Consider the following 22,183-nt stretch of genomic DNA (forward strand, 5'->3'; position numbering starts at 1 on the left):
TTTGTGGAGTTTTTTTAGTGTTTTTTTCCAGTTGGATCCGCCTTCTTTTTTGCCGTCGAGTTTTTGTTGGTAATACTGTATTCTTCCGTTTATTTTCTTAAGGTCCGGTTTGGCTATCACTTTTCCGTTGGAAAAAGTTAAAAAGTCAGTTATTCCAACATCTATTCCGACATATAATCCTCCATAGGAAAATTCACCCTGTCTGTTTTCATCTAATTCGTATACTATACATACGTACCAGCGTCCGTTTTCGTATTTTAATATAGCCTCTTTGATTTGGCCTTTGATGTGTCTTCTATGCTTGACGGTTATTTTTCCCAGTTTAGTTACTCGTAATTCATTTTCAGACAACCACCTAATGGCCCCTACATTACCTTCTTTGGTATCATAGAAGTTGTTTCGCAGGGTAATTGAAGTTACTGGATTTTTTTTACGTTTTTTGAATCTTGGAGCGCCGGTTCTGTGGTCGTAATATCCTTCATAGGCTTTTATTAGTCTATCTGTGGATGCTTGAAGGCAGGTAGAATCAGCATCTTTTAGAAAAGGATAATGTTTTTTTAATGTTTTAACTATTTTTTGTGTGTATGGGCGGTTTACTTTAAATTTGTTGCCTATTCCAAATTCTTTAACGAAATTTTCACGGTAAATACTATACTCCAATGTTTTATTGTACACAAAAGCACTGGCATTAATATTAAACCATAATTCCTTTTCCATCTCATCATCAGGAACAAATTCAACCTTATCCGTTAAAATAAAAGTTTTATCGCACATTTTTTTCAACATCTTTTTTTCACATTTTATTAAAATATAAAATCCTAAAAACATCATCTTAATGACTAAAAATAATCACTAAAAGGATTGTTTTTTTTAGAATATTATTATGAAACCGTGCTTAAAAAAAGAAAGGAAAAAAATTAACTTATTGAAGTTTTCCCCCATCTTTCTATATTAGATTATTATAACCTACATATAATATAGCATTTATCCGAGAGCATTTGAAAACTAATCTCACCACCCCATCCACATAAAAAAAATTCATCCCCCGGCTTAAAGAAGCCGGAGAATTCTTGCACAATAAAGTTAAAATTAAGAATATATAAATATTTGAAATATAACATCTGAATTTAACGTTTTTCCCAGTTGTTTCATTACTATTTTTTATCAAATATAATGACTTGAATCTTTCGAAATCCATAATGCTGAAGCACTTCTTCAATATTTTTCTGGTTTGTCCTGACTGCAGTCAAGACTTGCTGTCATTACATGAGTTAACTTACATTTTGCAATTTTTAAATTGTTTCATTTTCTTGACAGTTAACTATAAATACTATATTTCAGTGAAAACAATTTTACAATGTTATAACAATTTAACAGAGTCACTACAATTTAATTAAGTTTAAATAAGATGAATACAATAAGAATTAATAATTATTAATGAATTATAGTTATTATAATTTAAAATAGACTCTGGAGAATAATTCATATGTTAGTATTCACTTTATATTTGCATAATCTAAAATAAAATTATAAATACTTTATATAACATATTTTATTTTATATAATTAAAGGTGATTTATAATGTATGCAATTACAAAAGTTAGTTCTAGCAATCAAGTTGTTGTTCCCGCAGATTTTAGAAAATATTATGACATATCTGCAGGTGATGAAATCTCCTGGACAAATACTGAGGAGGGAATACTCTTGAAAATTGAAAAAAAAGTTACTGAAGAAGATATAATTGGGATGATAAAAAAAGAATTGCCGTATAATAGTGTTGAAATAAAAAAGAGAGGATCAAAAGGCTTAAAATGGTGATATTTTGATTTTTGTAGACGCATCATATATCATTGCATTAATTATCGAAAAAGACCAATGGCATGAAGATGCAATTAAATTGCTGGGAAGGTTAAAATCAGAAGAGAAGATAATAACGGAAGCAATGATAATTGAATCAATAAATCTTATTGGAAGCTGTCATGGTGGAAAGGTCGGTTATATGACTTTTAAATACATCAAAGACAATTTCACAATTTTTAAATCCGAAACATTGCTGGAAGAATCATTAAGATATTACCTTAAATTTGATGGAACCTTGTCCCTAGCAGATTGTACTGCAATTCATGCAATGAAAGAAAATCAGATTTATGAGATACTCTCATTTGATGATGATTTTGATAAGGTTGATGGAATTTTAAGATTGCATTAAATTTCCTCATCCTAAAAGTATATTTCTTTTTTTAAGTGTTGTTTTGAAATTTCTCATCTTTTTCATGTATGGCCCTATTTTAGTTAATGTGGATTGATTTACTCTATTCGTTAGCACTACTTCATTTATTTTCAGACTTAAATACTTTTTTGAAAAACAACCATGACAGATTGGAACTATCAGAAAATTGGCTGTTTTCGGTCAATGTTTCATGTTCACTATTTTCCAAATCTTTGGCAGATAATGAATGTTGAAGTTTGACGAGTCCATAATGCTGAAGCACTTCTTCAATATTTTTAATTTGTTTGTCTTGAACTTGCACTCAAGACTTACTATCATATACATGAGTTAACTTACATTTTGCAATTTTTAATTTGTTTCATTTATTTGACAGTTAACTATAAATACTATGTTTAAGTGAAAGCAATTTTACAAAGTCGCAACAATTTAACAGAGTCACTATAATTCGATAAAGTTTAAATATAAGAAGTACAATACTTATTATTAGTCAAAAATCAATTAATGTTAAATTAATCAAAATTAAAGAAATTGGAGGGAATTATATGACAGGCATTTCGCCAATTGCATTTATGAAATTTTGTATTGATCAAGGTTTTGAATTTGTTTTGGTCGATGAAGAAAATAAGGTTATCAATAAGGATAATGTAGAAGAATTGGATAAAATATGGATAAAAGCAATGAGTTAACAAAGCCATTGTTTGATGAAATTAGGAACAGATTTAACCATGCAGATTATGATTTGCCCAAATTAATCTTTTGGAATGTGAATTCCCGCACTAAAACAATACCACTGATAGAAAATGAACTAGGAGTTACATTAGTTTCCGGATTCAGCCAGAACAATTAAAAGATGGTAATGAGCAAAAAATTTGACCTTATAAAGTATTGATTGAAACTCTTGATGGTGAAAGATATGCTCCAATTATATTTTAGTGTAGTGCGGCCATTTGTTTAGTTTCAAAATTTGAAAAATTTAAGATTAAAAATAGTAGTCTTTATATATAACTAGTATGATAGAAGGTATTAGTCTTTTAGAACTATTAAATGTTGGTTAATAGATTGGAGGTTGACAATTCATCCTCACCCTAAATAGGAGGAGATATCTTTGCCAAATTAAAGATAAATTGTATTTAAATAATTCTAAGGAATTTAAGAATTTGAATTCACTTTTTATCCAGATTTTCGTAATAGATGTGTCCGGACCTCTCAAGATCCAGAAGGTTAAATTTTGTATTGTTCTCAGGCATAGGGTCGTCAAATTGTATAAATTCTATCACAAAATCAGGATCGATTTCCATAATCTTTTCGGACAGTAACTCTTTTAGTTGCATTAGATTTTCTTGGCTGCGACAGAGCAGATAAATACCTTCAGGCTTATTATTAAGATTTTCATAGTGTTGACCTTCCATGAGGCGGAAATTAGGCTTATATCCTCTGCAGATTCCAAATTCTGATTTAAAATTTTTCAATTCATCAATCTTTTCATAAGTGCCCTCTTTTATAAAATTCATATTGTCGAATTTTATGCTGAGTTCACCTACGAATTTGAGATATACAAGCATTTCCCCTGTGTTCTCGTCTCTTATTGCATAGTTGCTGATTATCTGGTCTATCTCATTGGTCAATTCTTTAAATTTTTCATCTAAACTGGATTCATCTTCAGCTTCCAGTTTGAAAAAGGTCATATCCTCAATAACTTCATTATTGACTGGTTCCATATCAAAATAAATATATGATGAAGATCTAAAGGAGACTGTTGCATATTTACGTATGATACTGTTAACATCAGGAATTTTTTCTGTTTCCAGATTTGTAATTGCATAATTTTTTTTGACTGCCATGATTTAATATATTGTACTTGTGTTATAATAAATATTTTCTACTTGAAGTGAATCACAGTTTTGAATATTTCAATGCAAACATTCATTTCATCAAAAATTGAATTTTCGATTAAAAGTTTCAACTGCAATCATTATTACTTTTTTACAACATTATTATTACGAATTCTAAAATTGAAGAAATCACCATTTTGAAACCACTTGATGTATATGTGTTACCTCACTTTCAACATTTCTCCTGAAACTCCCAAATTGTCCTAATTTAATATATAAAGAAAACGTATATTTTATGTAATAATATACGTAAATAATGAAAAGATACGAAGTCTTTATATACTAAAAAAATCAATAGTATAACAAGGGTTTGAGTAAATATATTTAGGGGGCAAAAAGCTTATGATCGAAGTCAATGAGCTAAACGACTACCTAGATGAATACTTGGAAGAAAAACAAGAGGTAAAAAACTTAACAAAGGAAACAATCGAAAAGCAAACATTCAACATATCCAAATTCATAGAATATTTGGAATCAAACGGAATAGATGAATTGAATGACAAAAATGTCAAAAAGCAATTGAGACATTACCGTAGACACTGCCTGAAGCAGAGAGGAAACAAAAGGACCACTGTTAAAACATATATGATGAACATTCTGGAATTCATAAACTCAGAAGACGTTCAGGAAGAAATCCAGCATGAAACCATCAAAATGAAGGATATCATCGAGGTAAAGGCAGAAGATCCTGAAACTGCTAAAAAAAGAATTGAAAAAATCTCTCTAACATGGCAGCAATCCAATTTCTTTTTAGATACCATCAAACAGAGCGGCAACGTTAGAGATTACGCAATTTGCAGGACATTCATTGATTCCGGAATGAGGCTGAAGGAACTGGTCCTACTGAACAAAACAGATATTCAGGTTCCTTTGAATGATGACGGACTTTACATAATGCCTGAAGACACCAACGAATTCATTGATGTTTATCTGCGTGCGGAAACCACCAAAGGTGAGCTGAAGGACCGTACCACCTTCATTACCTATGACACTCTTGAAAGTTTAAACGACATGATGAGGGAAAGGACCACAAAACTCAGAAAAAACACTAATGGAGTGTATAGGCCAATAATTCAGCGAAAAAAGGCTGATGAAGAAAGGGTACGCGAAGAGCTTTTTACCAACATCAAGGGAAAACGCATTGGAAAGCGTGCAGTTCAGGATATTGTCAAAAAGCATGCCCGTGAATGTGATGAGAGAATAAGCACCCAGGGATTCGATTGTCCTATAAACTACACCAAAAATGTCAGTGTCCATATTCTAAGACACACCGCATTGTCCCATTATGCTGAAATACTTACTGTTGCAGAGGTACAGTCAATTGCAGGGCATTCCAACTCCCAAACAACAGACAAGTACATACACATTGACCGTGAGCAAATGAAACATAAACTGAAGGCAAATTCCAATAGATTTTTTTAAATTTTTCATTATACTCAATAGAAAAATTAATCTAATTTAAATACTACATTAATCAAATATAATATTAAAACGATTTTAATAATGATATGTATGAATTTAAAGAAAAAAATTTTTGTATTGGGTATTTTCATAATTTTTATTTCAATATGTGGGATTTATGCTATGAGCAATCCTCATAATAGCGATGTATTGCCCCTACTTTTGAATGAAACCGATGAATCAGGCTGTTGTTCAGTTGTATTACAACTTGAGGGAAATGACACAATCATGTCCTACAGGCGTGATGCCAATCTTACCGCCGATATTCACATTGAACAAGTTGATTGGCATGGCCATCCTGCAATCAAACAGTATAAAACTGATCACGGCTATTTTAACCACATTATCGTAACCAATGATGGTTGGGTAATCGGATTAGGAGGCGTTGATGACGGTGAAGATAATCAAAGATGTGAAAATATTACCTCTGAAATGATTTCAAACGATTACAGCATATCAGAATCTAAATTAAAAGAAATTCAGGAAATTAAAAAGGACTACAAAAGAGGACATGTCATTATCAAGGCACCTAATGGAAATTATGGTTTTGCCACCGATGAGAAGTTTAAAATAGATAAACTCGAACCGGGAGAATACATTTCCCTGCCAAACAAGTACGAATATTCCAGATCAGGTAAAATTCCTTTAAATACTACTGATAAAGTTAAATCAATGGTTGAATTAGCCCAATCTGATTTGTTTGGTCTTAATAGACGTGATGTATTTGTTTATGATTTCCATACTAATGAAACTGGAAATACAACTGATATTTACCTTTCAAATGATGACGGATCATTAGCAGAGGCAGATACAAAAGACTGCAATGACGATGTTTTCTTCAATAATACCAAATATGATGGTTCAAAGCTTCCTTTAGGTCCAAAATATGAAAAGATTGGTTCAATCACTTTTGACAATCCAAATTCAAGTTTTAATAATCTAAATATATTATTGATTATCGTTGGATTCGTATTTTTCGTTGCATTATTATTCTTCCTTGTATTGAAAGTAGTGAAATCCATTCGACACAGAAAATGACACTGAAATTTATTAAAATTCATGAAATTTATTAAAAAACAGCAAAAATTTAACGAAAATAGTCTATTTCACCAACTTGATATATATGGAGCTATTGATTTAGAGCATTTTCTTAATATTACTTGAGTAGTAGTGGCAAAATATGTATAAATACCACTTTCTGTAAATAAGGATAATACATATATACCTACTTTCTGTATATATGGAAATACAGAAATATGGAGAATACATATTGTACTACTTTATGTATTATAGGTAATTATATATTACTACTACATATAGATAATATAGGTAAATATCCATTATAACTACTTTTATATATTTACCTACCAGTATATATTTAAGCATTTTATACGGAAATACTTTTCCGACTATGGTAATATTACACTAACAGGAATTTCAGTAAAAATAATCCATAATATCCTTTTATTTTAAAAATAACATACAAATATTGAGTTATAGAATAATTTAAATAATAGGGAATATAATTATGAAACATCACAAATTGTAGTGATGAATCAGAATATATGGACTTCTCTAATCCCTTTTTGTTAATGAAATTTATTAAATTTTATAAAATTTATAAAATTTTTTAATTTCCGAGTTTTCACACAAACATCAATATATTTCAAAACATCCAAATAGTGATGGCACCATCTATATGTCTTGGTTAATATTTGGTAGTTTCATTAAAAAAATAAATTTTAATAAAATTTATGCATCATAAAAACTGCTAATGAATATCCCAAACGTGAATTCATCAACCAAAATGTTATTGATAACAAGCGTTTCGCCAAACTCAGATACAAGAACCGCAATCTCATATATCTCCTGAAAATTAACCATCATGATTCACCTGCAGACAAGCAATAGCTCCCTAAACCTTTCATCATAATCTTCAGCTGTTTTAAATGATTTTGTTTCAGTTGTTTTCATGGATGCAAGTGAATCAAGGATGAAATTATTCAATATGAACACTGTCCTTTCGCTCAAATCACCTTTTCCCTTGTGAAAATCAATTAGATTTATGACCGCATCCCTAATATCCTCGGTGAGATTAATGAAATCATGATCCAAGAGCTCATTTATATTTATCGGGGGGTAAATGTCCCTATTGAGAAGTCTCCAGCAGAGTATTGACCTGATTACATAGAGATATTTTTTCCTCTTCTTCCTGCTAAACTCCAAAGGGCAGTATCTTTTCCAATGACTGTGGGCGGTTGATGCATAATGATTTTTTAAAACGCCAATTTCAAATCCTCCAAGGCCTGAAAATATGAATTCAATGCCTTTGTCTATGTAGACCTCCCTCGATATGATCCATTCCCTCAGATTCGGATTGTTTTTATAGTGAAGTTTCAGCGCCTTTTTGATGTCCCATCCCACAATATCAATATCCTCTCCTATGCATTCTATCACCTCGCTCTGCTCATTCAGTGCGAGGTAATCCTTTACATTAAGCTTTTTGTAAATGAATCTGATATCATAATCTGATTCATCGTTTGCAAAGCCCAACACTCTGCTTCCTGCCTCACAGGCATATAGAATCTCAATGTCCTCAGCCTTTTCAATCCTATGCAAAATCTCAATAATCTCTTCTCTTCTCATAAATAATCACCCAATACATCTTTTTCAAGTTCAACTTTTTGCAGATACTCCCAATCGTTGCAACATCAAAATACATTTTGTCATAACTGGCAGGGAATGATATGATGGGGCTGAAGATTATTTTAGTGCTACATGCCTGGCAGCGATTATTTTTACTTAAATCTTTTTAAACCTTTTTTCCTCTTTTCTGTTCAGGTGAAGAGTACCAGGATAGATTTTAGAAATTTGACTCCTGCTCATATTATCCCTTTTTAAATGTCTAATAATCCCAATGGCCAAATAAGATGGTTACGAATGGACAGCTATCAAAAACTTTATAAACTATGAGGATATAATTATAATTAATTTTATTAAACATATCACTGTTTTATAAAATTGGGATGAATCTAAAATGGGAAAAAAAACAGACGGCGAGAGTAAACTCTCTAAAAGCCCATTCATCATTGATTCATCTTATTTCCTTGTTTTTAACTCGACAATCAAATACAAAGATATTAAAAATATTAATATTAAATCAATATTTAAGTTGAGCATTACTGTTTTTGACAGTATAGTCTCACCCCTTTGCAGATGAATGCAGAGGTGCAAACAATCAAATACCGCGAACCGTCGGTCAGTCTGTTTTTAAAAATGAAAAATTGAGAAGGAAAACAATTCCTCCTCAATTTTAGGACTGACTATGATGTTTGAAAACACCAATCAGAAAAATGACAATAAGCCATTTTTCATATAGATTATTAGTTTTATTTTATATTTAAAATAGGCAGTTTTAAATGCTTACAATTTTATAAGGTCAAAGCAATATTGCGAACTCAGACAATCCATAATTCAGGACCAATAAATTAAAAAACAAATGAGATATTATAGATTTTTCTTTTAAAAAAAAGTTAATTGTGGAATTGGATGCTGCATGTTGACCGGCATTATTTTGAAAAATAAGCTCAAATCAAAATCCCAAGAGTATCTTTATTCCAATCAAAATCAGGATGACACCGCCCAGTATCTGGAACTTATCCCCGACATAGTCTCCCAGTTTCTTTCCGATGAATATCCCTGCAATGCTGAAGGCGAATGCCACAACACCTATTATCAATGATGATATCAGTATGGGGTCTTTTAAAAGGGCTATTGTAATTCCCACTGCAAATGCATCGATGCTTGTTGCTATTGCAAGAAGGGTGACCTCCCTGAATGAGAAATGATCAGTTATTTCCTCATCGTCTCCAGTGAGGCTTTCTCGAATCATATTCAATCCGATGGCAAGAAGAAGTATGAATCCTATTATCGGTGCCAGGGATTCAACGATGCCTGCAATCACATTTCCACAGAAGTATCCTAATATTGGCATCAATGCCTGAAATCCGCCAAAAAACAGTCCGTAGTATAATATCTGTGAAGTTGTCAATTGCTTTTGCGTAAATCCCTTGGTCATGGATACGCTGAAAGCATCCATTGCAAGGGCAACGGCAACCAGAAATGTTGAAATCAGATTGAAAGACATTGACTAATTGTATGTAAATTATTTTATTTATAATTAATTTTTAATGGAGGAGAAAAGGCAGGATTGAATCCTGCCTATTCTTTCGCACGGTCGGTTGTGGGAAATATCAGTTAAGTTATTTCCCAATTAAAGTATTGTGCATACCTCATATTTAAAATAAGCAGTTTTAAATCCCTGCAATTTTACAAAGTCAAGGCAATATTACGAACTCATACAATAGCTTTGAATGCATCAAATTTGAAGATGTTATCTGACTTTCACCAAAACCAATAGTTATGGGAATATGCCCTCTTAAAATCACAAACACAAATCGAAACGATTTGAAATCCATATCAAATGCCAAATATTTTTCATGGTTTTGCCTTTTGTTAATTATTTATATAATTTAAATTAAAACAATAAACATGAAAGACTTATTCGATGTATGCAAATTCGGGGATTTGACACTCAACAGCAGAATTGTCAGAACAGGACTTTGGGAATCCCAAAGGGAAAAATCAGGAAACATGACTCCTGAAATATATAACAGATATGAAAACATTGCCGCAAGCGGCGTGGGATTGATTATAAGTGAACTCTACTCCCTTTATCCGAGGGACGTATTTTCAAAGTATTCAAATACCGTCAATTACTCCCGCTTTGTGAGGGAAGCCCGTGACCTTACAGACCTTGTACATATCTATGACGTTCCTATCTTTGCCCAGCTGGGAATGGTTCAGTTCAACAAGAAAACAGAACAGAACATCAAGATTGAAGACGTAAGCATCGATGATATGCGAAAGATCCAGGCCGACATGATTATGGCCGCCCAAAAGTTCGACTACGGAGGATTTGACGGAATCCAGCTGGGACTTGGAAACTACTATTTCCTGGCAAGATTCATCAACCCAACCTTCAACAGCCGTGAAGACAAGTACGGCGGAAGCACCCTGAACCGCCTTAGAATAGTTCTAGAGATTATCAAAGTCATAAAGAAAACAACAAAGCTTCATATAAACTGCCGTCTGAACGCATTTGACGGCACCACCAACGGAATGACCCTGGAGGAAACCATCAATATATGCCAACTGCTTGAAAAGCATGGTGCGGACAGTCTCCAGATTACCCGTCCACGTTCCCCGCAATTCTTCACCCGTGAAAACAGGGATAAAAACCCGCTGATTGACGCAACACAGGAAATAATCAAAAGGGTTGACATTCCGGTAATCCTTGGGGGAGGGGCAACCAGCCAGAACCAGATAAACAATATCCTAAACGCTACAGACATCGATTTCATATCCATGCAGAGGCCATTTGTCCATGATCCGAGTTTCCTTGTGGACTGGCAGATTGAGGGAAACGGCGAAAGCTTCTGCAAGACATGCAACAACTGCTACTGGAAAAAGACAAGCACATGCCACATCAGGCCGTGCAAAATCAGACCCTAATCCTTCCTGTATGTCCGAAACATCTCAAGAAAGTGATTTAGCTCATCGCCTATCTGGTAAAGGGAAACGATTGGCCTGTGATTGAGAAGCGTTGAAAGAGCAATAAGCATGGGAACTGCCTCCCCGACATTGACATCTTCAAACTCCAAATCCTGATAGGTGATTTTGAAAGTCTCGTTTAGGCGCACATCGATTCTAAGTCCTGGGGGAATGAAATTTATCTCCTCTTTTTCTATGAGTTCCTCAAGGTCCTTTGTGCCTTCAAGGATATCGTCAAAATCAATCCTGTCCCTGCTTAAAATCGAATCCAAAAAATCGAAGTGAATGTCATAGTCATATTTGGCATATGTCCTGAAATATTCGTTGACCATCAGATAATTGATGTATAGCTCATGGTTGAGGATGGCATATTTCTTGTTGTTGACTATGAATTCCATGTTTGGATATTTGTTAAAAAAAGTATAAAAAACTAGTTATAGAATAACTAGTCTTCCTTTGGTGCATATTTCTTGATTGCAATTTTCTTGAATTCCCTGATGAAGAGCTTTGCCCAAATGTATCCGACTGTTCCTCCTACAAAACAGCCCATAATCACACCTGCATATATTCCAACAACTCCCCATCCGAAGATGAAGCAGAAGATATATGCAAATACGCTCTCAAGAATCAGGGATCTCAGAAGCGTAATCAATAGGGAATACACACCCTTGCCCACACCCTGAAACATCATGGATGACATTATACCGTGAGGAATCGCAAGAACAAAGAGTGTCAGCACTGATATTGCCCTGGCGATTTCAGGAGCAAGGGTTGAGCTTGCTGAGGTGTATGCAAACATCGATGCGATTTGAGGTGAGAATATGTATATCACAATTCCCAGAGCGATTGATACTGCAAATCCCAGTTTTATGGAGTATGAATGTGCAGTCTGCAGGTTTTTGTAGTTGTGTGCTCCATATGCGACACCTGCAACTGTTAGGACTGCTGTTCCGATACCAATCAATGGAATCATGGCCAGTTGGACGATTCTCATGGATGCTGTATATACCGCCACCGCAGTTGTTCCGTCAGCCATTACAAGCATTGAGTTTATGATGATTGCAAGTGCTGAAAATACGATGTTTTCGAGTGTTGACGGGATTGCAACCTGCAGGGTATCAAGCATGATGTAGGACTGATAGTTAAAGTTCTTCCATGACAGGTCAAGGTAGAGGTCTCTTTTTCCCCAAATCCAATAGCTCATCACTAAACAGGACATTGTCGCTGATATCACGGTTGCCCATGCGGCACCCGCTATTCCTAAGTTAAGGACGTAGATGAAAACCGGATCCAGGATGATGTTCAATATTGCTGTTACCGCAATGGCTATTGTTGCCCTTCTCATGTCCCCTTCAGACCTGAATATCGCTGAAGCGACACCGGAATATACGAATATGAACAAAAATCCGAAGATGATGTAGCTGTAGTCAAGCGCATACTGGATTGTATTTCCGGCACCCATGAACTGAAGAATAGGCACCATGAGCACTTCAATGAGCACTGTAAATATCACGGACACTATTATGGACAATACAATTCCGTGCAGTGCCGCATTGTTTGCCTGCTTGTAGTTGTTGGCTCCGATGTATCTTGCAATCAGTGAGTTTGCACCTGCACCGATACCGTTTCCCAGTCCCACCAGCACCATAAAAAGCGGTGTGATGAATCCGATTGCCGCCAGCGCATCCGCACCGAGTCCGGCCACCCATATGCTGTCTGCTATATTGTAAAGCATGATAAGCAGCATGGAAAGCATCATTGGCAGTGCCAATTTAACGATAGCCTTTTTAGGGTCTCCTGTAATCATTTCAATATTCTTGCTTTTATCCTTTGCCATTTTAATCCTCTTTTTCGTTTAACTCCATGGTCTTGACGGCTATTTCCTTTAAAACAAACTGCAACAGTTCCCTGTCAACATAGCCTTTTTCCTTTATAATTTCGTTTTCCCAATTCTTAAGAATCTTGATTGCTTCTGATAATGTTTTTCTGCCTTTCAGCGTTAGTGAAACCTTATTCTGTCTGCGGTTGTTTTCGTCAATTGTCCTTACGACAAATCCGTTGTACTCCAATTTTTTGATGGACCTTGCAACCGCCCCCTTGTTTATGTTGCATCTTGATGCAATCCTCTCCTGGTTGAGATTTTCATTATGAGATATTTCAAAGAGAAGGTGGAGCTGGGTTTCATTGATGCCCAAATCCCCTAACCTGTGGTTAAGATAGATTGACTGGCCCCTTGCAATCATTGCAATCAGTTTGCTGATTGGAATTGATGAACAGTCGATTTTCCTAAATTCCTCAAGAGTCATCCTATCTACTCTAAAAATGAATCCAAATTGAAGTCATTCCTTTTGACCTGCTTTGTGGTCAGGCCCAGAGTCTTGACCGGTTTAACAGAGTACTTTTCAGCCTGTGCAAATGATTTACTAAAGTCTTCAGACATTGCAGTCATGAATAACTTTACGTTACCAAGCTTTTCTGCATTCTGCTTGATATATGAAAGAGCAGGTGTTGCTATTTTTCCGGCCCATACCGGTGCTCCGATATAAACGACATCATAGTCTGCAGGGTCGAATTTCAAATCTTCAAGGTCGATGATCTTTTCGGATATTCCATGCTTTCCTCCGCGTGCATATCCCAGCTTTCCCTGATAGTTCACTTTAGGAATGATTTCTTCAATGTCTGCATTAACGTTATTTGCGATAGCTTCTGCAAGCTTTTTTGTTGTATTTGTTCTTGAATAATATGCTACTAATGATTTCATAACATATTATTAATATCTTTTAGTATATAAACTGTTGCATTGACAACTATTGACATTGCAACAATTAAAAATTTGAAAAAAATTAAATTATTTTCTGAATTTAAGCCCGACCTTAAAGGCATCTCCTATTTTTTCACCCATGCTGAAATATGAGTGCGTAATGTCATCATAGGCAATTGGATTGACCATTTCATAGATGATTCTGCCATTATCGTCCACAATGTCAGCTTCAGCCTGGACATTGACGATTTCACCGGTAATCTGGGTGTGGGAGCCGACATCTGCAATGTGCATCACCTTACATTCAAGGGACAGTTTGAACTCATTGATGATTGGAGCATTGACCTTCTGGCCCTTCTGGTGTGTGAAACCTATCTTTGAGAGCTTGTCCTGCCTGTAGCCTGACTCGATTCCCAAGTAATCCACCTCACAAACCTGCTCAACGCTTCCGAATGCCAGGCAGAACTCCCCTGAATGCAGGATGCTTTTGAGGGTTTTCCTTTTAAGAGTTGAGTTGATTGCAATCATGACTGCCGGCGGATGGTGAGAACACATTGTGGCGAAGGCAAGAGTGCAAGCATCGGCACTGCCTTTCTCATCATATGCACTTGCAACAACTGCCGGAGCCGGATACATCATCGTATGATTTTTAACATTGACTTTCATGATTATATATAATAAAATCATATAATATAAATATGAATAAAGTTAAAACAGCCAAGACAATTTCAACACTAACAAATCCGCCAATTATCTGCATACCCTTATTTATCATAATCTGTGCAGCATTATCATTTACGCCGAACGGATTTGATTTCGGCAAGTTCATTGTTCTGGAAGCCATCTCGCTGGTGTTCGCTTCCATATTGCCTATGGCAATCATACTGTTCTGGGTAAAAAGGCTCAACACCGACAGCGACATCTCCAACAGGTCCGACAGGTACATGCCGCTTATTGTTGGAATAATATCATATTTCATTGGCTTTTTAATATGCTACTTCTTTAAACTGGACAACTTCCTGACATGCCTGCTTCTGTGCTATTCAATAAACACCGGTGTAGTATTGCTTTTTACAACAAGCTGGAAAATAAGCGTCCATACGACCGCACTGTCAGGTCCTGTTGCAGCCCTGATATTGCTTTTGGGTCCCTTCGGTGCAATTTTCGGTCTGATATATCCTGTTTTGATCTGGTCAAGGGTGCTTTTAAAAAAGCATACACTGGCCCAGGCCATCAGCGGAGGCGTTCAGGGATTCTTCCTCACCGTTCTTGAGATGTATCTCTTTATGGTCATTCTTGCCTTGCCGGTTTCAAACCTCACAGGCCTATATGAATCAATACTATACATACTGACCATTATCATGACTCCTGTATTGCTTGGTTTTTTAAGCTATATAAAAACAGGCCATCCTCAAAAAATATTTATAATTGGTGAAATCATCTTATTGGTACTGTTCTTTTTCATGACACCGTCAGGCACATTTATCATATTTGCCCTGACCACCCTCGCATCAGTACTCATAAGCCTCTATGCAGGTGATGATTTCATATGGTATAAGGTCATATCAGGTCAGTCATTCAACACCCTGTAATTTAAAATGAAGTCCTTATCTAATGGATAGTAATCAATCAACTCCAACTTTACTGATTCATCCATTGTATTAAATCCATCGCCATCAAAAAATGTCTTTGCATCAGCACCGCCAACTACCATTGGCGCAACACAAATGCTGATTTCATCAATCAATCCCAACCTTATCATGGAAAAGTTCAGTGTCGCCCCGCCTTCAAGCATGAGTTTGTCAATTCCTTCCTCATGAAGGTAGTTCATAAGCGCCTTCAAATCAACACGCCTGTCGCCTGAAAAGAAGAACTTCACCCCTCGCTTTTTCAATTTCTCGTAGGTTTCGCTCTTCATGAACTCCTCCTTATATTCATTTGCCCCTGCAATTATGGTTTTGGCATCAGCGTTTGTAATCCTTGCATCGGCGGGAGTCCTGCATCTGCTGTCTACAACCACCCGTACCGGATTGTCTTCAGGCCTTGCATCAATCTTATGGACTGTGAGCCTTGGGTCATCGGCCATGACAGTTCCGATTCCAACCATTATTGCGTCACATTCCTTTCTGATTTCATGCACCCTTTCAAGGTCCTTTTCTCCGGAAATGTTTGAGCTTCCTGAGGCTGTTGCGATTTTACCGTCCAATGTCATTGCAGCATTCAATATTACGTAAGGTCTCATGATTTCACCTAAATATGATAGAACATCTCTTTTATATGCAAAAAGTTCATCAGTGTCTGATTTTCAATCACTCCAGGCATTGTCAGGGCAACTGCAATACCCAACAATCCGAACACCAGACCAATGGCCCAGATTATCTTAACCGCATTCTTTTCTGAAATCGGCCTTCTCAAAACAAGTCTTATAAGGGACTTGAAGCCCTGTTCGGGACGTACAAGTTTTCCCTCGTCATTGAGCTGTGTCGGATTCTGCTGCTGTCTGTTCATTACGCCTGCTGAGTAGAATTTCAGGGCGGCGTCAATGATGTTCGGCATCATGATGATGAATGCAATCAGCTTTACACGGCCTATGAATGCAATGCAGACAATTGCCGCTCCTATGATTAATGTACCTGTATCTCCCGGAAAGATCTTGGCCGGGTATCTGTTGAAGTAGAGAAATGCAATCAATGCTCCAAGCATGCTCATTGAAATGATGGTCACATCATATTTGCCCAGTATTATACATGCAACAGTGAGCGAAGCCATTGAAATGACCCCCAAACCTGATTCGATACCGTTCAAACCCGCAAGCATGTTTGTCAAATTGGCACCGATTGACAATGCTATAGGGATGGTGATGAGATAAAGCAATCCCACATTAGGCGGTGCGGCCCAAATCAACGGAAGGCCTGCCAAAAACAGTAGGAAGAACTTCTCCTTTGATGATAGTGCAAGCAGGTCATCGGCAATACCTATGATTCCCACAAGAAGAATGACAACCAGAACGATTACCAGCGGAAATGTCAAAAGGTCATGCATATATATTCCGGAAAACATTCCGATTATGAATCCGAAAAGTATTCCGAATCCGCCCATTTCAGCAACAACGGGTCTCCATGACTTGTGTATGTCTTTTCCGACAATGTCCGCCGCTTCGAGTTTGGCAATAATCCTCGGCATGGTCAGTCTTGTCACCGCAAATGACAGCAATCCGCAGATTATCGCTATTGCATATAATGGTAGTTGAGGTAAAATCATCATAAGATTATATATCTTATTACTGATTAAAATAATTAATCATACGAATTATTTTTTATTGAGGATATAATAGACACTTCTCAGAGGCATATCCAACTTATCCGCAATTTCCTTTGCAGACCATCCCTCGCTTTTCAATCGTTTTATCTCTGAATGGTCATGTTTTCTTTTGCGATTGTCAAAATTAGCTTTGCCCTTTCTTAGCAGATAATAGACACGGTTGAGTGAAATGTCAAGCTTCTGTGAAATCTGTTTTGCAGTCATTCCTTCATTTGACAGTTTCACCACATAAAACTCTATCCCGTCGCTTTTGGATTCGGCACCCCAATTGTACTTTTTTTTAACATCAATGCCCAATTCCTTTAAAGCATCAATATAGGTTTGTGATGTTCTCTCATATACGCTGGGAGAGCAGGTTATCTCTTCAAGGTAAGGATACTCATCAATCAAATCCACAATCATGGAAGAGGACAGTGCCTTTGTAATATGAATAGATGTGACTTTCTTATCCATATTATCACTTCTTGATTAATTCCAAAAATTTTTTAGACCTGTCGGTTTTCGGATTTTTGATCTGGTCGATGTGCTTGATTTCCTTTTTGATTCTTGATTCGTTTATGTTGAATGCATAGCTGATGGTTTCAAGGTCTATGTCTGAATTCTGATTGATTAATGCCGCACCCAATGCAACATGCTTGAATTTTATATTGGAATTGCGCATTTCCTTTTCAAACTTGAATTTCTCATATAAAAGCAGATCCATTTTGGGAATATTGATGATTCTGATGTCGGTGAATTCCTTGAGGATTTCAATGACCTCCTCATAGGTTGTCTGGAATACCCTTCTCTGTTCACGATCCAGCTCAACGCGTATGTATGGAAACGGTCCCAAGTTGATTTTACGCGCATTGTTTGAAGTTGTAATGTAATATCGGAATATGTCCCAAATGATTAATGTGTATGCGATGTTCTTGAATATGTTCCTGTAGATGTTTTCCCTGACTTTGATGTCCCTTTTAAGAGACCTTGTCATGTTGCCGTACCTGTCGATATAGTTAAGGCTTCTGAATCTTTTTTCGATTTCGGACTTTCTCCATGCCTCAATTGCATCCTTGTCATATTCATCAATGAAATCAGGTTTTTGATTTTCAAATTCCTCAAGGATTTCATCATACTTGTTAATCCTTTTAAAATCAGTCAGATTGCGCTTCAATATGTCATCCTTGATTTCAGAGATTATCTCATTGGCATAGCCCACATAAGCCAGTGCCAGTGCTTTTCTGGCATGCTGGTCATCTATGATTGCAGGTTTTGTCTTGTGAAACTTAAGGCCCTCTATACGCACATCGGAACCGTAGCGGTTTCTGACTTCCTCCTCATAGTTGTCGACATATTCGGAGCCCAAAGTGATTGTTTTTCGAATCAAACGATTTTTATCATCCGTGAATCTGATTGTAGGAGATACTGTCTTGACGACACCTCTCCTTTCCTGTTTCAGGATATTTAAAACCTGATTCAATGATTCATTTGAATATCGTGACAGTTCACTCCTAAGCACCATATAGTTTCCGGACAGAGGAAGGTATGGTATTATCTCAAGGCGATGTGTCAGTTCCCTTCTTACCTTGAATGAAAAGGATGTGCTTTTGCAGGTGCACTGGCCGTCCATGCCCTTGAATTCATTCATTGCATATTTCTTATAGCATGAATTGCACTTCATATATCCGAACTGCTCAAGGTTTCCCAAGGCAATCTTGTGCGAGTCGATGGCTGACTTTACACGGTCTAGAATGTTCTTTTTGGCATTTGCCGACATTCTGAATATCTGGTTATGGCGACTGGTTTCCCTTATCTCATCTGCAGCCACCTCAGATACGGTTTTTGTTCCATATTTAGAGATGGATGTAAAGGGAGTGGTGTATCCCTGCAAATCCATATCATCCTTAAGTTTCTGCAGATGGTTTAGTCTGTTGTCTAGCTTGAAGTAAAGGTCCTTGAAAACTTCAAAATCCTCAATATCATCAAGGCTGATAGGATCATTTGAAATTTCCTCCAGGAAGGTCTCTGCCTTGTTTACTAGAACAGACTCTGACATTTTAATCTATCTATTGAATTCTTTCACCGATTTGAGCATTGACGTCCGGTGCAAGCAAAGCACCTGATTCGCCGGTAGCCAATATCATTCCTTCAGATAATGTTCCGAAGAGCTTTGCAGGCTGGAGGTTTGCAACTACGCATACTTTCCTGTCGACGAGCTCTTCCGGAGAGTAGAATTTTGCAAGGCCTGCAACAATCTGTCTTGGCTTTTCCTCTCCGATGTCAACCTGAAGCTTCAATAACTTGTCTGATTTTTCGATTTTTTCAGCTTCTTTTACTTGTCCTATTTTGATTACTACTTCGTCAAATTGATCAATTGTTATAAGGTCACTCATGTTATCATCCTCTTTTTCATTTAGGTTCTCTTTCAGTTTTGCCTTTTGGGCTTCAATTTCTTCATCTTCAATCTTTTTGAATAACGGTTTTGCCTTGTTTATTTCATGTCCCGCAGGCAATGGGACCTTTGCATCTTCCCAATGGTCAAGTGAATCTATGTTCATGATTTCAGCTATTCTGTCAGCTTTGGTAGGAAGGAACGGCTTTAATGTGTATGCCAATGTTTTTGCCAACTGGTTGGAAAGGTACAGGCAGTTTGCAGCCTTTTGTGTGTCTTCTTTTACTGCTTTCCATGGTTCGGCATCATTGAAATATTTGTTTCCCATTTTGGCCACTCTGAATATTTCAACCAATGCTTCCCTGAATTCATAATTGGCTATATGGGATCCTGCAATATCTGGAAGATTTTCGATTGCTTTTCTGAACTCCTCATCCTCTTCGCTTGGGTTTTCATATTCAGGGATTTTGCTGTCAAATGACTTTTTGGTGAATACGAATGTACGGTGAAGGAAGTTTCCTATTACATCTGCAAGCTCATCGTTGTTTCTTCTCTGGAAATCATCCCATGAAAAGTCTGAATCCTTATTCAAAGGAGCGTTCATTGTCAGGTAATATCTTAAAAGGTCAGGATCATAATCCTTTACAAAATCGGCAATCCATATTACCCAATTCTTGCTTGTAGACATCTTTTCCCCTTCAAGTGAGAGGAACTCGCCTGCATAAATCATGTCAGGCAGCTTGCAGCCGTATGCCTTCAAAAGCCCCGGCCAGAATATTGAATGGTGGTATATGATGTCCTTTCCGATGAAATGGACCACATAGTCGTTCCAGTACTCCTCCCATTTCCTGCCGGAGACCTTTGACCATTGTGACGCTGATGAGATATAACCAAGGAATGCCTCAATCCATACGTACAATACCTTGCCTTTGGCTTCTTCAAGCGGTACAGGTATTCCCCAATCCATATCACGGGTCAAAATCCAGTCGTTCAATCCTTCCTCAAGCCAGTTTGTCGCATAGTTTTTGACGTTTGCAGGAAGGTTGTCGTTGTTGGCAATATAATCCTTCAAGTCATCCTCGAACTCTGAAAGCTTGAAAGCGTACTGGAATGTGTCCCTGATTATAGGAGTTGTTCCGCAGGTAATGCAGTGGGGCTCATCGAGTTCGGTCGGGTCAAGTGCCTTTCCGCATTTTTCGCAGTGGTCACCTCTCGCTTCGGAACCGCAGACAGGACATAACCCTTCAACATAACGGTCCGGAAGGAACTTGTTGCAGTTCGGACAATACAGCTGCTGGATATCTTCCCTGTAAATCAAATCCTTGTCATATAATGATTTGAAGAAGTGTTTGGCAATATCATAGTGAGCCTCATCAGTGGTTCTTGTGAAATTGTCCAGTGATATGTTCATTGACTCAACGTCTTTTACAATCATATCATGATATCTTTTTGAAATCTCTATCGGTTTTTTGTTTTCCTTATCTGCCTTTACGGCAATTGGAGTTCCATGTTCATCGGTTGCGCAGACCATCAGGACATCATTGCCAATCATCCTGTTGTATCTTGCATAGATATCCGCCGGCAGGTATGTTGAGCGGATATGGCCCAAATGACATGGTCCGTTTGCATAAGGAAGTGCGCATGAAATAAAAATCTTTGACATTTATCTAATCCCCTTATCTATTTTAAACATATTATAATTATATTACTTCTATATAATAAATGCTTATTTTTAACATCGTTATTTAACAATTATTTGCATTTTTGAAAAAAACTAAAAAAAGGTTTTTTATGCAAAATTGCATTTGTGCTTTTCTGCACTTTCGCACTTCAAAAACTTGCATTAAAAACGCAAAACAAATTATCAATCAGGCAAAAATCGAATTTTGCCTAATGCCAGTCTATTCTAAAATTAGAATTTAAGGAGCATATATTGCTCCAGACTTTTTGAAAAAAGATCTTTTTTCCTGGTAAAAAAACAAGTGAAAATGTGATTTTCTATGACTCGGAAAAGAAAAATAGACAAACCATTCGACTTTGGGTATAAAATTATGTATAACGAATATCCGCGAGAACTTCACAATAACTTGAATGTTTCGGGAATATTCAGAAGAAAGGCTAATGAGAAAGTATATTTCAAGGATGGAAGTATTGGAGAAATGGACAGCTCATACATCATAGACCCTGATTTAAAAATCATCTTTGAACAGATAGTGGCAAACGGAGAACACCAGTCAACACCTGTTGGAGAAGACAAAATCAGAATGATAGGCAGATATGGAATCCAACAGATTCATGATGAGAATCTTCCGCAATTTTCATATGTTTCATCTCACTTAAGCAGGGAGAAACATGTGCAATCATACAAAAGAAGTCCCACAGACATTATTGAACCCTATTTTCTTGACCTCAGTGAAAATGATAATAAGAAAAGGTTGAACCTCTCCGGCTTGTAGAAGCCGGAGATTCTTAGGCCATGCCTATTTTTTCGTCAAAGCATTTCCATTCATAATAATATGTGGATTTTCCTTGAC

The 22,183-nt window shown here is 36.6% G+C and carries 26 protein-coding genes; 10 read left to right on the forward strand and 16 right to left on the reverse strand.

Going from position 1 to position 22,183, the window contains the following annotated elements:
• The coding region (locus QZ138_RS08520) for a transposase (protein ID WP_292888601.1) at positions 1-774 on the reverse strand (774 nt) is incomplete at its 3' end.
• An 807-nt stretch (positions 775-1,581) separates the two neighbouring features.
• Here QZ138_RS08520 and QZ138_RS08525 point away from each other — a divergent pair.
• Both QZ138_RS08525 and QZ138_RS08530 read left to right on the forward strand, forming a co-directional pair.
• The gene (locus tag QZ138_RS08525; RefSeq protein WP_292888603.1) at positions 1,582-1,818 is read left to right on the forward strand and encodes an AbrB/MazE/SpoVT family DNA-binding domain-containing protein; all 237 of its coding nucleotides are present in this window, start codon (positions 1,582-1,584) and stop codon (positions 1,816-1,818) included.
• A 4-nt stretch (positions 1,819-1,822) separates the two neighbouring features.
• Entirely contained in the window at positions 1,823-2,209 is a 387-nt protein-coding gene (locus tag QZ138_RS08530; RefSeq protein ID WP_292888605.1) for a type II toxin-antitoxin system VapC family toxin, read from the forward strand.
• Positions 2,210-2,330: 121 nt separating this feature from the next.
• Here the strand turns inward: QZ138_RS08530 and QZ138_RS08535 are convergent, their stop codons facing one another.
• Complete coding sequence (locus QZ138_RS08535; protein ID WP_292888607.1) at positions 2,331-2,531, reverse strand: hypothetical protein; 201 nt, start codon at positions 2,529-2,531, stop codon at positions 2,331-2,333.
• Between the two features lie 241 nt (positions 2,532-2,772).
• On the opposite strand from QZ138_RS08535, the gene QZ138_RS08540 reads away from it, so the two are divergent.
• Positions 2,773-2,916, forward strand: a complete 144-nt coding sequence (locus QZ138_RS08540; protein ID WP_292888609.1) for a hypothetical protein — start codon at positions 2,773-2,775, stop codon at positions 2,914-2,916.
• Positions 2,895-3,077 (forward strand): DUF2828 family protein, encoded by a 183-nt coding sequence (locus tag QZ138_RS08545; protein ID WP_292888611.1) that lies wholly within the window; start codon positions 2,895-2,897, stop codon positions 3,075-3,077. The genes QZ138_RS08540 and QZ138_RS08545 overlap by 22 nt, the downstream gene beginning before the upstream one ends.
• 316 nt (positions 3,078-3,393) lie before the next feature.
• Here the strand turns inward: QZ138_RS08545 and QZ138_RS08550 are convergent, their stop codons facing one another.
• Positions 3,394-4,071, reverse strand: coding sequence for a hypothetical protein (locus tag QZ138_RS08550; RefSeq protein WP_292888613.1), 678 nt, complete (start codon positions 4,069-4,071; stop codon positions 3,394-3,396).
• Positions 4,072-4,464: 393 nt separating this feature from the next.
• On the opposite strand from QZ138_RS08550, the gene QZ138_RS08555 reads away from it, so the two are divergent.
• Positions 4,465-5,544 (forward strand): tyrosine-type recombinase/integrase, encoded by a 1,080-nt coding sequence (locus QZ138_RS08555; RefSeq protein ID WP_292888614.1) that lies wholly within the window; start codon positions 4,465-4,467, stop codon positions 5,542-5,544.
• 162 nt (positions 5,545-5,706) lie between these two features.
• A complete protein-coding gene (locus tag QZ138_RS08560) occupies positions 5,707-6,621 on the forward strand; it encodes a hypothetical protein (protein ID WP_292888616.1) in 915 nt (304 codons plus the stop codon).
• Positions 6,622-7,335: 714 nt separating this feature from the next.
• Here the strand turns inward: QZ138_RS08560 and QZ138_RS08565 are convergent.
• Positions 7,336-7,470 carry a hypothetical protein gene (locus QZ138_RS08565; protein WP_292888618.1) on the reverse strand — a complete coding sequence of 45 codons (135 nt, stop codon included), beginning with the start codon at positions 7,468-7,470 and terminating at the stop codon, positions 7,336-7,338.
• Positions 7,471-7,473: 3 nt separating this feature from the next.
• Positions 7,474-8,229 (reverse strand): DNA polymerase beta superfamily protein, encoded by a 756-nt coding sequence (locus QZ138_RS08570; RefSeq protein ID WP_292888620.1) that lies wholly within the window; start codon positions 8,227-8,229, stop codon positions 7,474-7,476.
• A gap of 391 nt (positions 8,230-8,620) precedes the next feature.
• Between QZ138_RS08570 and QZ138_RS08575 the strand changes: the two genes are divergently transcribed.
• Entirely contained in the window at positions 8,621-8,803 is a 183-nt protein-coding gene (locus QZ138_RS08575; RefSeq protein WP_292888622.1) for a hypothetical protein, read from the forward strand.
• 372 nt (positions 8,804-9,175) lie between these two features.
• On the opposite strand, the gene QZ138_RS08580 is transcribed toward QZ138_RS08575, so the two are convergent.
• A complete protein-coding gene (locus QZ138_RS08580) occupies positions 9,176-9,730 on the reverse strand; it encodes a manganese efflux pump MntP family protein (RefSeq protein ID WP_292888624.1) in 555 nt (184 codons plus the stop codon).
• Positions 9,731-10,134: 404 nt separating this feature from the next.
• Between QZ138_RS08580 and QZ138_RS08585 the strand changes: the two genes are divergently transcribed.
• Positions 10,135-11,157 carry a tRNA-dihydrouridine synthase gene (locus QZ138_RS08585; protein WP_292601019.1) on the forward strand — a complete coding sequence of 341 codons (1,023 nt, stop codon included), beginning with the start codon at positions 10,135-10,137 and terminating at the stop codon, positions 11,155-11,157.
• Here the strand turns inward: QZ138_RS08585 and QZ138_RS08590 are convergent.
• From QZ138_RS08590 to QZ138_RS08610, 5 genes are all read right to left on the reverse strand, one after another.
• Positions 11,154-11,594 (reverse strand): hypothetical protein, encoded by a 441-nt coding sequence (locus QZ138_RS08590; RefSeq protein WP_292888626.1) that lies wholly within the window; start codon positions 11,592-11,594, stop codon positions 11,154-11,156. The two genes, QZ138_RS08585 and QZ138_RS08590, sit on opposite strands and share 4 nt — an antisense overlap.
• A gap of 47 nt (positions 11,595-11,641) precedes the next feature.
• On the reverse strand, positions 11,642-13,033 hold the full coding sequence (locus QZ138_RS08595; protein ID WP_292888628.1) for an MATE family efflux transporter: 1,392 nt from the start codon (positions 13,031-13,033) through the stop codon (positions 11,642-11,644).
• Position 13,034: 1 nt separating this feature from the next.
• Positions 13,035-13,502 (reverse strand): MarR family winged helix-turn-helix transcriptional regulator, encoded by a 468-nt coding sequence (locus QZ138_RS08600; RefSeq protein WP_292888630.1) that lies wholly within the window; start codon positions 13,500-13,502, stop codon positions 13,035-13,037.
• Positions 13,503-13,507: 5 nt separating this feature from the next.
• On the reverse strand, positions 13,508-13,957 hold the full coding sequence (locus tag QZ138_RS08605) for a flavodoxin (RefSeq protein ID WP_292888631.1): 450 nt from the start codon (positions 13,955-13,957) through the stop codon (positions 13,508-13,510).
• 87 nt (positions 13,958-14,044) lie between these two features.
• A complete protein-coding gene (locus tag QZ138_RS08610) occupies positions 14,045-14,623 on the reverse strand; it encodes a flavin reductase family protein (protein ID WP_292888633.1) in 579 nt (192 codons plus the stop codon).
• A 32-nt stretch (positions 14,624-14,655) separates the two neighbouring features.
• Here QZ138_RS08610 and QZ138_RS08615 point away from each other — a divergent pair, with 32 nt between their 5' ends.
• A complete protein-coding gene (locus tag QZ138_RS08615) occupies positions 14,656-15,549 on the forward strand; it encodes a hypothetical protein (RefSeq protein WP_292888635.1) in 894 nt (297 codons plus the stop codon).
• On the opposite strand, the gene QZ138_RS08620 is transcribed toward QZ138_RS08615, so the two are convergent.
• From QZ138_RS08620 to metG, 5 genes are read right to left on the reverse strand one after another with little or no spacing between them, the layout of a single operon-like run.
• Entirely contained in the window at positions 15,528-16,199 is a 672-nt protein-coding gene (locus QZ138_RS08620; RefSeq protein ID WP_292888637.1) for a 2,5-diamino-6-(ribosylamino)-4(3H)-pyrimidinone 5'-phosphate reductase, read from the reverse strand. The two genes, QZ138_RS08615 and QZ138_RS08620, sit on opposite strands and share 22 nt — an antisense overlap.
• Before the next feature lie 8 nt (positions 16,200-16,207).
• The gene (locus tag QZ138_RS08625; RefSeq protein WP_292888639.1) at positions 16,208-17,221 is read right to left on the reverse strand and encodes a glycosyltransferase 4 family protein; all 1,014 of its coding nucleotides are present in this window, start codon (positions 17,219-17,221) and stop codon (positions 16,208-16,210) included.
• A 45-nt stretch (positions 17,222-17,266) separates the two neighbouring features.
• Positions 17,267-17,731, reverse strand: coding sequence for a hypothetical protein (locus QZ138_RS08630; protein ID WP_292888641.1), 465 nt, complete (start codon positions 17,729-17,731; stop codon positions 17,267-17,269).
• Between the two features lie 4 nt (positions 17,732-17,735).
• Positions 17,736-19,313 carry a DUF530 domain-containing protein gene (locus tag QZ138_RS08635; RefSeq protein ID WP_292888643.1) on the reverse strand — a complete coding sequence of 526 codons (1,578 nt, stop codon included), beginning with the start codon at positions 19,311-19,313 and terminating at the stop codon, positions 17,736-17,738.
• A 10-nt stretch (positions 19,314-19,323) separates the two neighbouring features.
• Entirely contained in the window at positions 19,324-21,312 is a 1,989-nt protein-coding gene (metG, locus tag QZ138_RS08640; RefSeq protein ID WP_292888645.1) for a methionine--tRNA ligase, read from the reverse strand.
• 388 nt (positions 21,313-21,700) lie between these two features.
• Here metG and QZ138_RS08645 point away from each other — a divergent pair, with 388 nt between their 5' ends.
• Positions 21,701-22,105: a hypothetical protein gene (locus tag QZ138_RS08645; RefSeq protein WP_292888647.1), complete on the forward strand. Its 405-nt coding sequence runs from the start codon at positions 21,701-21,703 to the stop codon at positions 22,103-22,105.
• Positions 22,106-22,183: the final 78 nt, after the last annotated feature.

This window comes from Methanobrevibacter sp. UBA212 (assembly GCF_905233225.1).
GTDB lineage: Archaea > Methanobacteriota > Methanobacteria > Methanobacteriales > Methanobacteriaceae > Methanocatella.